The sequence below is a fragment of the Streptomyces sp. NPDC003032 genome, from assembly GCF_053591415.1.
The window spans coordinates 148,559-160,749 of record NZ_JBSFTT010000002.1; the positions used below are offsets into that span (position 1 = coordinate 148,559).

At 71.4% G+C, this 12,191-nt stretch carries 10 protein-coding genes; 6 read left to right on the forward strand and 4 right to left on the reverse strand.

The features are described 5' to 3' along the window. The first annotated feature begins 23 nt into the window (after positions 1-23). Complete coding sequence (locus tag ACWDZ7_RS03205) at positions 24-1,160, forward strand: glutamate--cysteine ligase 2 (RefSeq protein ID WP_451794348.1); 1,137 nt, start codon at positions 24-26, stop codon at positions 1,158-1,160. A 22-nt stretch (positions 1,161-1,182) separates the two neighbouring features. Here ACWDZ7_RS03205 and ACWDZ7_RS03210 read toward each other — a convergent pair whose 3' ends face one another. Continuing rightward, positions 1,183-1,686 (reverse strand): MarR family winged helix-turn-helix transcriptional regulator, encoded by a 504-nt coding sequence (locus ACWDZ7_RS03210; protein ID WP_451794349.1) that lies wholly within the window; start codon positions 1,684-1,686, stop codon positions 1,183-1,185. Between the two features lie 125 nt (positions 1,687-1,811). Here ACWDZ7_RS03210 and ACWDZ7_RS03215 point away from each other — a divergent pair, with 125 nt between their 5' ends. Then, on the forward strand, positions 1,812-3,320 hold the full coding sequence (locus ACWDZ7_RS03215; RefSeq protein WP_451794350.1) for an MFS transporter: 1,509 nt from the start codon (positions 1,812-1,814) through the stop codon (positions 3,318-3,320). 120 nt (positions 3,321-3,440) lie between these two features. Here the strand turns inward: ACWDZ7_RS03215 and ACWDZ7_RS03220 are convergent, their stop codons facing one another. Beyond that, the gene (locus ACWDZ7_RS03220) at positions 3,441-5,018 is read right to left on the reverse strand and encodes a carbohydrate-binding protein (RefSeq protein WP_451794352.1); all 1,578 of its coding nucleotides are present in this window, start codon (positions 5,016-5,018) and stop codon (positions 3,441-3,443) included. Between the two features lie 260 nt (positions 5,019-5,278). Between ACWDZ7_RS03220 and ACWDZ7_RS03225 the strand changes: the two genes are divergently transcribed. The 4 genes from ACWDZ7_RS03225 (at position 5,279) to ACWDZ7_RS03240 (ending at position 8,948) form a co-directional block, all read left to right on the forward strand. Then, a complete protein-coding gene (locus ACWDZ7_RS03225; RefSeq protein WP_451794353.1) occupies positions 5,279-5,872 on the forward strand; it encodes a TetR/AcrR family transcriptional regulator in 594 nt (197 codons plus the stop codon). Then, positions 5,869-6,741, forward strand: a complete 873-nt coding sequence (locus tag ACWDZ7_RS03230) for an alpha/beta hydrolase (RefSeq protein WP_451794355.1) — start codon at positions 5,869-5,871, stop codon at positions 6,739-6,741. The genes ACWDZ7_RS03225 and ACWDZ7_RS03230 overlap by 4 nt, the downstream gene beginning before the upstream one ends. 120 nt (positions 6,742-6,861) lie before the next feature. After that, positions 6,862-8,562: a PH domain-containing protein gene (locus tag ACWDZ7_RS03235; RefSeq protein WP_451794356.1), complete on the forward strand. Its 1,701-nt coding sequence runs from the start codon at positions 6,862-6,864 to the stop codon at positions 8,560-8,562. A gap of 203 nt (positions 8,563-8,765) precedes the next feature. Beyond that, positions 8,766-8,948: a hypothetical protein gene (locus ACWDZ7_RS03240; RefSeq protein WP_451794358.1), complete on the forward strand. Its 183-nt coding sequence runs from the start codon at positions 8,766-8,768 to the stop codon at positions 8,946-8,948. A gap of 165 nt (positions 8,949-9,113) precedes the next feature. Here the strand turns inward: ACWDZ7_RS03240 and ACWDZ7_RS03245 are convergent, their stop codons facing one another. After that, entirely contained in the window at positions 9,114-9,896 is a 783-nt protein-coding gene (locus ACWDZ7_RS03245) for a hypothetical protein (protein ID WP_451794359.1), read from the reverse strand. A gap of 170 nt (positions 9,897-10,066) precedes the next feature. Beyond that, entirely contained in the window at positions 10,067-11,974 is a 1,908-nt protein-coding gene (locus ACWDZ7_RS03250) for a protein-arginine deiminase domain-containing protein (RefSeq protein ID WP_451794756.1), read from the reverse strand. Positions 11,975-12,191: the final 217 nt, after the last annotated feature.

Consider the following 12,191-nt stretch of genomic DNA (forward strand, 5'->3'; position numbering starts at 1 on the left):
CACGGAGAGAGAGGCGGCGTCGCTTGCGCACAGTAGGAGTGGAGGAGGAGCTCCTCCTCATCGACCGCGAGAGCGGTGAGCCGCGGGCCCTGTCCTCGGCCGTCCTGGCACGGGCCGCCAAGGACGCCGCCGAGACCTCCGGCGCCGAGAGGCACGCCGACGACTACCGCGATCCCGAGGACGAGACGTTCGAGAAGGAGCTGCAGGGTCAGCAGCTGGAGTTCGCCACGCAGCCGCGAACGAGCATGGACAGCCTCACGGAGGAGATCGTGCGGTGGCGCTCGGAAGCGGACCGGCACGCGGGTGACCTGGGAGCGGCGGTCGTCGCCCTCGCCACCTCCCCCCTGCCCGTCAGCCCGTCGCTGAACGTGGGCCGGCGTTACGAGTGGATGGAGGAACAGTTCGGGCTCACCACCCAGGAACAGCTGACCGGCGGCTGCCACGTCCACGTCTCGGTCGACTCCGACGAGGAGGGCGTGGCCGTGATCGACCGGATCCGCCCCTGGCTGTCGGTCCTGGTGGCGCTGAGCGCCAACTCCCCCTACTGGCAGGGGCACGACACCCGGTACAGCAGCTATCGCAGCAGGGTGTGGGGGCGCTGGCCGATGGCGGGCCCCACCCAGATCTTCGGTTCCGCCGAGCGGTACGAGGAGCAGGTCCGCGACATGGTCGCCACCGGCGTGCTGCGCGACCGGGGCATGGTCTACTTCGACGCCCGGCTTTCCCACCGCTACCCCACCGTCGAGATCCGGGTCGCGGACGTGTGCCTGGAGGCCTCCACCACCATCCTGATCGCCACCCTCGCGCGGGCACTGGTCGAGACGGCCGCACGGGAGTGGCGCGCGGGGCTCGCGCCGGCCGGGCACGACGTCAGCCTGCTGCGCCTCGCCGCGTGGCGGGCGGCACGCTCCGGCCTCGAAGACGTCCTGCTGCATCCGCTGACCATGCGGCCCGCACCCTGCGGCGAGGTGGTGGCGGCGCTCCTGGACCATGCGCGGGACGCCCTGGAGGAGGCCGGCGACCTCGACCTGGCCCGCAAGACGACGGCGGGCCTGCTGGAACACGGCACCGGAGCGCGCGTCCAGCGGGACCTCGTGGAGCGGACGGGCAGCCTGAGCGCCATGGTCGCGGAGTGCGCCCGCCGCACTCAGGCGACCTGAGGAATGGGCGGCACCCCGCCCTTTATGGGGTGCTGCGGGGGGCGGGGCACGCGGCGGGTGACAGGCGGGCGAGCAGCGCCTGGAGAATGGCTCGCTCCTCGCCGCTCAGCGCGTCGAGCGCCTGGTGGGTGGCGTGCATGGCGGAGCGGATGTTCTCCACCGCGGCCACCCCGTCCTCGGAGAGGGCGACGTTCTTCACCCGGCGGTCGGTGGGGCTCGGCTCGCGGCGGACGAGCCCGCGGCTCTCCAGGCGGTCGATGATGCCGGTCATGTTCGACGCGTCACAGCGGAACGACGCGGCCATCGAGCGCATGGACGCCGGGCCGCCCTGGCGCAGCACGTTCAGCGCCTTGGCCTGGCTGTAGGTGAGGCCGTGCGCGGCAGCGGCGGCGGTCACGTCCGCGTAGAGGCCCGCCATGGAGGCCCAGAGCGTGTCGAGCAGGAGGGCGTTGGACACCTCGGCGTACCCGCCCTCGGGCGTCTCGGAGGAGCGGCTGGAGCGGCTTGTTCCGGATGTCTCGGGCATGGTTCCACTCTAACCCGAAACTTGACGACTTCAACTTTCGATGTTTACCTCTATCCAGTTGCTTGAAGACATCAATCTTCTAGGTTCTGCACCTTTCACCCCGCGTTCGAACTACGGAAGTAACCGTGACACCCACACCACATGCGGCGCACAAACGCCCCGCCGGAGACACCACGCTCGTCCTGGTCCTCGGCCTCGCCGCCATGATCGTCTCGATGATGCAGACCCTCGTCGTACCGATCATGAGCATCATCCAGAACGACCTCGGCACCTCCACCGCCAATGTCAGCTGGGTCACCACCGCGACCCTGCTCTCCGCCGCGGTCTTCACCCCGCTGCTCGGCCGCTTCGGCGACATGCACGGCAAGAAGCCCACCCTGGTCGGGGTGCTGCTGCTGATGATCGCCGGATCGGTCCTGGCCGCCACCACCAGTTCCCTGCTGTGGCTCATCGTCGGCCGCGTCCTCCAGGGCGCCGCCACCGCGATCTTCCCGCTCGCCCTCTCGGTCCTGCGTGAGGAGATGCCGCCGGCGAAGCTGCACGGCGCGATGGCCATGGTCAGCGGCACGCTCGCCGTCGGCAGCGGCCTCGCGCTCGTCGCGGCGGGCCTGCTCACGCAGGGCTCCGACCCCGACTACCACCGGGTGTTCTGGCTCGCGGCCGGCCTCGCGGCCGTCGCCCTTGTCGGCGTCCTGGCGCGCGTTCCGGCCTCGCGGTCCACGACGGGCGGCCGGACCGACTGGCTCGGCGCGGCGACGCTCGCGGCACTGCTCGTCCTGCTCCTGCTGCCGATCTCGCAGGGACACGAGTGGGGCTGGACCTCCGCACGCACCCTCGGCCTGTTCGTCGCGGCCGTGGTCATGGCGGCCGTCTGGACGCTGGTGGAGCGCAAGGTCCGCGCGCCCATGGTGGACATGCGGATGTTCGCCCACCGGCCGGTGCTCTTCACCAACCTGGCCGGGCTGTTCCTCGGCTTCGCGATGTTCTCGCAGTTCATCGGAGTCGCGTACCTGGTGCAGATGCCGAAGGAGCTCACCGGGTACGGCTTCGGGGCCTCGGTCCTGCGCTCGTCGGTCGAGTACCTGCTGCCGACCACCGTGATCTCACTGATCGCCGCGCAGTTCGGCGGCATGCTGGTCGGGCGGATCGGGGCGCGGTTCACTCTGACCATCGGCGCCGTGTTCGGCGTGGCCGGCTTCACGTGGCTGACCGCCGCGCACGACACCTCCGCGTCGATCATCCTCGCCGGCATGCTGATCGGTGTGGCGATCAGCTTCGGCTACGCGGCCATGCCCGCCCTCATCGTGGCGAGCGTCCCGCACCACCAGACCGGCATCGCCAACGGCCTGAACTCCATCTCCAGGTCCGTGGGCAGCGCGATCGCCAGCGCGATCATCACATCCCTGCTGGCGTCCAAGACCCTTGAGCACCTGCCTGCCGGGGCGCCCGCCCTGCCCGCCGAGAGCCAGTTCACGCTGAGCTTCGCCCTCGCCGGCATCGCCTTCGTACTGATCGTGGCGGTGGCGCTGGTCGGCCTCACCAAGGGCAAGGTCCAGGAGCGCACGCCCGAGAGGGCGGAGAAGACCGCGAAGGCGGAGAGCATCGAGGAGAAGGCCGAGAGCGTCCCGGCCTGACCCGGCACCAGCACGCCCCCCGACCCACCCCGATCGGACGGTCCACGAGGCCCGGTCGGAGTGCTGGTCGGGGGGCGATTTATCCGTATCCGGATTTCGTATACGGATATTCGTATACGGCTACGGCGTCACTTGGTTGCCGCCGAAGGACACGATCAGACGGCCGTCCGCCGCGAAGGACCATTTCAGTGCGCCCGCGTACGCGGAGCACCGGGATCCGTTCGAGCCGGACCAGAACTGGTTCGAGCCGTCGGCGTCGCCGACGACCTTGTCGTTCGACCCGCTGCCGGTGCGGCACGAGACGTTGTCCCGGAACACCGTGGTGCCGGCGTCGAACGAGAAGTTGCGCTGGGCGTTGCCGATGCCGATGTTGCCCGTCATCGACATCTTGCCGGGGTTCCTGTTGTAGGTGAACCCGTGCTTGCCGTTGTTGTAGGCGATGCTGCGGCGGATGACGTGATCGACGGCGATGTCCTCGCCGCCGAGCTTGTAGCCGTTGCGGTCGCCGTTGGAGTTCACGGTGCCGTCGGAGAGGGTGCCGTTGTTGTGGGAGAGGGAGTCCTCGATGGTCACCGGGCCGATGGCTCCCGTGTCCGTCTTGGTGTAGAGGTCCCAGCCGTCGTCGATGTTGTGGTGGGCGACGGCGTGGCGGAAGACGTTGCCCGGGCCGGTGGTGAGCTTCGAGGCGAAGCCGTCGGCGTCCTCGCCGTCGGAGTCGGCGTTGTCGTGCGACTCGGCGCTGAGGATGAGGTTGTGGGACGGCCACTGGTCGCGCGGGGTGCTGGAGGCCATCCGCGACAGCTGCAGCCCGGAGTCACGGTTGTGGCGCGTCACGGTGCGCTCGATGATGTTGCCGCTGCCGCCGACGAAGATCCCGTTGTCACCGGCTCGCTCGACGACGATGCCGTTGACGTGCCAGAACTTTCCGTTGACGGCGAGCCCGCGGTTGGCCGGGTCCTCGCTCATGGCCGAGAAGTTCAGTACGGGGGTCTCGCCCGGGTAGGCGGACAGTTTCGTACGGGCACTGGAGGTGCCGTCCTTGCCCGGAGGAATGGTGACCGTCGTCGAGTGGCGGTAGGTGCCGCCGCGCAGATGGATCGTCCCGCCGGGGGTGACACGGCTGATCGCCGAGGTGAGCGTCGTCGGGTTCGCCTGGGTTCCGGCCGCGCTGTCGGTCCCGTTCGGCGCCACGTACAGGGCGTCGGCCGACGGCGGCGGGGTGGTGGTGCCGTCCACCTCGACGTCGAGGTAGTCCACGTTGGGCAGACCGGCGGAGGTGGTCGGGCTGAGCCGGATGGTGTTGCTGCCCGAGGCCACCGGCACGGTCAGCGTCTTGGTCACCCACGTCCCCCACGCGCCGGTGCCCTCGAACGAGGCCGACGCGGCCGTGGAGCCGTCGACCGTGACGTTCGCGGGCCGCGCGGTGCCGGTTCCGTTGGCGAATCGGACCTTCAGCGTCGCCGTGCCCGCGGCGGGGGCGTCCACGGTGACCTGTATGTGGGCGCCGATCGCGTTGTCGCCGTTGCAGAAGCCGGTGCCCGAGTAGCCGGTCCAGTCCGAGTCGATGGTGCCGGTGCAGACCGTCGGGGAGCTCTCGGCCTCGTAACGGGTGGACGCGGCCTGCGCCGTGTTGCCGGACAGAGCGACGAGTGCGCCGGCCAGGAGGCCGGCGGACGCGATGACTGGTGTCAGTTTCACCGTTCGTCTCCAGGTGGATGGGTCGAGGGTTCGGATACGTGAACACGCTGTTTCATCCGGTTACCGAACCCTTTACGGGAAAGCGCTTTCGGCGGACGCTAATTGTCCATCGTGAACACGTCAATAGACATGTACGTGATTATCGTTCACATACATACACATCGCTCAGCGGGCGGAACAGGGCCGCCTCTCGCTTGTCTTCCTAGTGGCCCTAGGTTATATCTAATGTCCCTAGTTCAATCAGAAGGGCAGGGGGACGTATGGCGCGGGCAGGGCTGACGGCGGAGCGCGTGACGGGCGCGGGCGCCGAGCTGGCGGACGAGGTCGGGTTCGACCAGGTGACGATGGCGCGGGTGGCGCGGCGGCTCGGCGTGAAGGACGCGAGCCTCTACACGCACGTGCGCGGCCTGGAGGATCTGCGCGGGCGGATCGCGCTGCTGGCGGCGGACGAGAAGACCATCCGCATCGCGGAGGCGACCGCCGGACGGGCGGGCAAGGAGGCGCTGGTCGCGTTCGCCGACGCCTGGCGGGAGTACGCCCACGAGCATCCCGGCCGCTATACGGCGACGCAGACCTCGATCCGGATCGACCCCGAGCTGGCCGCCCGAGCACCCGGGCCGCGCCGCGCCGTCGAACTGACGTACAGCATGCTCCGCGGCTACGGGCTGGGCGAGCCCGACCTGACCGATGCGGTGCGGTTGCTGCGCAGCACGTTCCACGGGTTCGTCGCCTTGGAGGCGGCGGAAGGGTTCGGCCACGCGCGTCCCCCGCAGCAGTCCTGGGTCCGCGCCCTCGACGCCCTGCACACCCTCCTGGAGCACTGGCCCTCATCCCGAGAAGGAGAATCCTCATGACCGGCCCGACCATCGGCGGCCTGCGCGTGAACGGCGCGACCCTGCACTACGAAGTGCGCGGCGAGGGCCCGCTCCTGCTGCTGATCCCGGGCGGGACGGGCGGCGCCGCCGCGTTCGACGGGGTCGCCGACGTGCTGGCCGCCGAGTACACGGTCGCGACCTACGACCCGCGCGGGATGTCCCGGAGCCCGCTGGACGACCCCGAGGCCGAGCAGCATGTGGCCGAGCACGCCGATGACGCGTTCCGCCTGCTGGAACTGCTGTCACCCGGTGAGCCCGCCCGGGTGTTCGGCTCCAGTTCGGGCGCGATCGCCGCCGTGCATCTGCTCACCGCCCACCCCGAACGCGTCGAACGCCTCGTGGCGCACGAACCCCCGATGGTGGAGGTACTGCCGGACGCCTCCGAACAGCGCGCGTTCGTCGCCCGCGTGGAGGAGACGTTCCGTACGCAGGGACTCGTGCCGGCGATGACCGTGTTCGCCGCGGGCTTGAAGAAGGACCAGGAGAAGGAGCCGGAGAAGGAGCCGGAGAAGGACGGTGACACCGCCGGGTCGGAGGCCGAGCTGAAGCTCCCGCCGCAGGCAGCGGCGCGGGGCGAGCGGACGATGGCCGACCTGCCGTACTTCGTGGGGCGCATCGTGCCCGCCTTCATGCCCTACGCCCCGGACCTCCACCGGCTCGCGGCGCTGCCGGACCGGCTCGTGCTCGTCGGCGGCGAGGACTCGCGCGGCGAACTGCCCTACCGTTCGGCCGCTTTCCTGGCCGAGCGCCTCGGCATGGAACTCCGGCACTTCCCCGGCGGGCACATCGGCCTGACCACGCACGCTGCCGCGTTCGGCGAACATCTTCGGAAGGCGTTCCGCGCCTGACCCATCCCGCCGTCCCGCCGCCCCGCCGCCCCGCCGTACGAAGTCGGCAGCATGCGGGGCACGCAGACTGCCGTACACCGCAGAGGCGGGTGCGGTCCGGCCGATGGCACGATCCCGCACATGGACATCAACGGGGAAGTGACCTGCCGACCGCCCCGCGCCCTGTGGTTCTTCGTCGGGCTCGGGACAGCCGGGGCGGGCGCGGCCGTAGTGCGCCTGGTGCGTCCGGGCCGGTTCCTGGACATGTGGCTGGACGTATGGCTGGTCGTGGGGTTGCTGCTCGCGGTGGTGGGCCTCGCGTCGCTCCACTGGGTCACCGCGGCGGTGCGCGGCGACGCGTACGGTCTGCACTACCGGACGCTGCTGCGTCGCCGGAGTGTGCCGTGGAGCGCCGTCGCCGATCTGCGCGTGCGCCGGAGCAACCACCCCAAGGGCACGGTCCTCCGTGTCGGCGTGGCGCTGCGCGACGGACGCAAGCTGCTGCTGCCCCTGCCGTACGGCAGCTCGTCCCACGACGAGGACTTCCACCGGCGGTTGGAGGCGTTGCGCGCGCTCCTGCTCCGGCACGGCGCTCCTCGATCGGGCCACCTCCCCGTCGTCTCGAACCGCACCGCCGGATACAGGGGCCCGCTCGGGCCGCTGGTCCTGTGCGCGTTGCTGCTCGCGTGCGCGGGCGTGGCCGCATGGTTCCTACCGGGTACGGCGGCGCGCGAGCGGGCCTGGAAGTCGGCCGCACCGTGCGCGACAGGGGTGCCCGCCCCGGAGCGGCGACAGAGCGGCGCCGAGCGTGGAAGGGAGTGCCTGAGCAGGCTGCCGGCCGTGGTCGCGCGGGTCGACGCCAAGGGTTCCAAGCAGCAGAGCCGGTTGCACTTCGCCCGGAGCCGGCCGCTGGAGGGCGTGGGGGTCTCGTGGGGGGCGGCGCAGGAGTTCCGGCCGGGTGACGAGGTCCGGCTGACGGTCTGGCGCGGCGAGGTGGTGGAGGTCGCCGGGGAAGACCACGTATGGCGCGCGCATGTCCCCACCGCCCGGGCCCAGGCGGTCCTCGCCGCCGCGTCCGCGCTCACCGCGGGCTGGCCCGGCGCGCTCGCGCTGCGACGGTCACGTGGGCGCCGGCTGCCCGACGACGAGGTGCTGCCGTCGGCTCTGCCGTTCGCGGGCGCGCTCGCGGGTACGGCGCTGTGGCTGCTGCCGCTCTGCTACCTCTTCCCCACGTCTCCACTCTCCTCGACCACGGCGACCACGTGGGCAGCTGTCGGCTCCCTGCTCACACTGGGACTCGCCGTCCGGGCCTGGCGGACCATCCGTGTGCGTACGCCCGAAGCGACGGCAGGTCCCGCACGGGCGGCCACGGCGGGAGCGGGGTCGCGGGCGGCCACGGCGGGGGCCGCAGCGTCGCGGGCGGGTACGGCAGGAGCCACGGCGGCACAGGCGGCCACGTCAGGGGCGGCGGCGCAGGCCGCCACGGCGGGAGCCGCGGCGTTTCTGCCCGCCCGGTTTCTTGAGCACACCGACTACAACCCCTACGGCTTCGGCACCCATATCGCTCTCGCGGGCGACGGGGCGATGGTGACCCCGCATCCCGGCCCCGGCCTGTTCGCGGCCAAGCGGATACCGGTGGAGCGGCTCACGCTCACGGACGTGCGGCGCGCACGGGGCGGCGACGGTGACACCGTCCCGCGCGGCTGGCACATCGCCGAACTCGACGACGCGGGCCGGCCGGTCCGCCTCGCGGCCGCTCCGGCCGACCTGACCCGCGTACTCGGGGAGCTGGGCCTGGCTATGGGCCCCACTCCAGTGAGAGGCCATCACGCGACTCCTTGACGGCGCCCACTCCGGGCGGTCCGCGTGACGGCCACGCTCGTCGCCGTCGCCGTCGCCGTCACCTTCGCGGTTCCGCTCACCGTGGGGCCGGCGCGGCCCTCCACCGGGCGGCGGAGTGACGCTGCGTAGCCGTTCGACGTGCGAGCCGCGGCGGTGCGCCTGAACCTGTGGAGGGGGTCCGACCGTGGAGAAGGGAGCCCATCGTGGGCATCAAGGACCAGTTCCAGGACAAGGCCGACCAGCTCAAGGAGCAGGCGGAGAAGGCGCGTTCCGGTGCGCGGGACGAGGCGTCGGAGCGCGGGCAGCAGGCGCGGGACCGAGCCCAGCGGGGCCGGCAGCAGGCCCAGGACGCCGCCGATGACGCACAGGACCGCTTCCAGTCCTGACGTTTCCGGTCCTGGCTGTGGGGGCGCGCCCCCACAAGCAACAGAGCCCCCGTCTCGCGAGCCGAGGCGGGGGTCCGCGGCTTCAGCCGATGACTCCCCGCCCTGCCTCGCTCCGCCGAAAAGCGGCCGACGCTCCACGCGGTTCAGTCGAATCGCGTCGCCGGGTCATCCGATGGGCTCGCGCATCTCCTCGCGTACCTGCAGGGTCGTCCGCGCGAGTTCGTCGAGGTCGACCGACTCGGGATCCTGGGTGGCGTTCGCGTCCGTGATCAGGCCCACGCCCACCGCCGTGTTGTCATCGCCCCAGGCGCACATCGGCACGTTGCTCCGAACACCACCCGCACCCCCTTCCTGGGTGAGCACCTGGCAACTCACCGCGATGTCCGATCCCGAGGGTGTGATGTCCCGCGCGGGCACCGCGACCACGGCGCCCTGCCCCTCGGTGGCGCCGGCCATCACGTCCTCCCGTGCCGCGGCGGGGTCCCTGAACCGCCCGGACATGCCGGAGACGACCATGACAGCGCCTTCCTGCTCGCCCTGGCCCGCGTACTGGGCGACCACCGCCTTCGGGTCACGGACGTTGGCCCTGCTGCGGTTCTCCTCGACGATCGCCCGGCCAGTGGTCTCGGAGAGGTCCTGCGTCAACTTGTACGCGCCGTCGACCAGTTCGGGCTGCACGGTCAAGCGGTACTCCGCCTCGGGGAACCCGCCACCGCCGTTCACGAACACGACGGCTCCCGCTATGACCACGAGCACCCCTAGGGCGCCAGCGGTGATGCCCAGGACCTTGCCGGTTCTGCGCCGAGGCGGCGGCGGAGGCACGGGCGGAGCGGCGCCCCACGGGGCGGGCCCGGGGCCCGCGGGGTATGGGGCGTAGGGCGGTTGCGGCGGCTGCCCGTATGAGGGCAGGACGGGGCGGAATTCCCCGGACTGAGGCGGCGTGGACATGCCGACACGCTACGACACGCCCGCCCGCGAGGCGCGATGGGCCTGCCCCTCCTGACCTGCGGGTCTGAGGCCACGCGCGCAGGAGCTGGGAGCCGCTCGTGCGACGGGGCCGGGGGTGCGTGTGGGCGGGGCCGGCACCCGTGGTGGCGTGCCGGCCCCGCCGGAGGGTGTTACGCCGTGGGCCACCACGGCGCGCGGGTGTCCCGCAGCGTGTTGGTGCCGCAGTGCACCTCACCCATGCCGAGGTGGTACGTGTACCAGTCGTCGATGTAGGTGGTGGTGAACCCCGCCTTGGCGTACACGGAGTTCACCGCCTCGGTGAATATGTCCCGGCCGCCGATGACCGGCCCCCACTGCTTGGGGGCCAGATAGCGGGTCGGGCTCAGCAGGACGCCGTTGACCGCGCCGGGGACGTAGGCGCTGTTCGGCCGGACGGCGGCGGCGCTGCTCGCGGCACCACCCTCGGAGTCCCGGCCGCGGCGCGTCTCGTCGGCGCCGCGCAGCTGACTGAACTTCTCCAGGGCCTCGGGGCCCATGCGGCGCAGCTTGCGGCTGCCGCTGAGGTCTCCGCTCGCGTCGGAGTCCCGCGTGTACAGGCCGGGCACCCTCACTATCTCCGCGTCGGTGACGCCGGTCTCGCGCTTGAGGATGTCCAGGTTGGCCTTGATGCGCTGGGCCGCAACCTTGTTGTCGGCGCGGAACGAGGCCTTGGCGAGCACCTGGTCGATGGTCTCCTTGGGCGCGGGGACGTCGCTGCCGCGCGGGACGGAGAACATCTTCGTCCCGCCGTGCCCGTCCCGCTTGGCCTTGCGGAGGAGCTCCACCCCGGCGGCCGGGTCGGCGACGCCGATGCGCCAGCCGCGCTCGGTGCCGGCGGGCAGGAACTGGACGAACTCGTCCACGTGCCCGACCGCCAGCCACGACGTGTCGAGCAGCAGCGGCGCCTGCACTCCCTGCGAGGACAGGAACGTACGCATCGACTTGGCGGGCTTGGAGCCGGAGTCGGCCCGGTAGCCCTGGATGATGCGGCCTGCCGGGTAGCTCTTGCCGTTCAGCGTGTACGGCGGAATGGTCTCCAGGTTGCCCATGGAGTTGAGCGTCCACTCCTCGTTCACCGTCGGCTTGCCGACCTGCACCACGCCCACGTCCGGGCCGCGCAGCTTCTCGAACAGCTCACGGCCCGCGTCCCGGTCGGGCTGCGCGGACCGGATCATGACCCGCATCGTGCGCTGCTTGCCGCCCGGGCCCGGCATGCTCGCGTAGGCCGGCTCGACGAAGTCCTGCGCCCACGGGTCGTCGTACTTGGTGAAGGTCGTCAACGGCTTGTCGATGCCGGCGTCCTTCACCTGCTTGGCGAGTTCCTTGACGAACTTGCGCTGGTCACGGCCGTAGGCACCGGCGCCCTTCATCTTGGTGACGAGGACTTCCTCGGCACGCTGCAGGTGGTGGTGGGTCAGGACGGGCGCGGTGCGCAGCACGACGTCGTCGGAGCGGGACGTGCCGCCGCCGGTGACCGTGAAGCGGACCTTCACCTCTCCGTTCCACTTCTGCGCGTCGCGCACCACGTCCGTGGCCTCGACGCCCAGCTCGACTCCGGCGCGCAGTTCCGCGGCGGACAGCCGGTCGGCGGGCCGCAGCAGGGACCAGCGGCCGTCGCGCTTGATGAACAGGTGGGCCTTCTTGGCGCCGGCGCCGATCGCCTTGACGGTGCCGTGGCTGCCCGCCGGGGCCCCGGTCAGCGGCACGGTCTTCAGACGGGCCAGGTCGGCCGCGTCACGCGCACCGTTGACCTTGGTGTCGGACCCGTCGTTGCACCGGGCCAGCTTCGCGTCCGACAGGGGCCTGCCATGGGCGTCCTTGACCGGGCAGCGCTTCGCGTCGTCGTCGACGTTCGGAAGCACGATCGCGCCGCGCCGCGCCGTCCAGGTGTTCTCGCCCGCCGAGTCGCTCGTACCCGCCACGTCGACGGTGCCGTCCCGGTTCACGTCGGCGCGCATATCGGGCACTTGGGACGGTGCGTCCGGGGCGTCGGCTTCGGCCATGGCCGTGGCTCCGGTGGCCGCGAGCACCCCGGCCATGCCGGTCGCAAGAGCGACGCTTCTCCATCTGTGCGTACGCACAGTTCCCCTCCTCTGTTCCCGGCCCTCTGGTCAGGTGGTCGGTCGGCGAGGGCCGTTGACCTTAAGGAGGCGCGCGGGACCGGTGAGGTTGTCAGGGCGACGGGATTTGTTCGGGATCACAGGATTCGTACGGGACAACGGCAACCGGGGGCGAGGCGCGGCCCGTCGGCGCGGA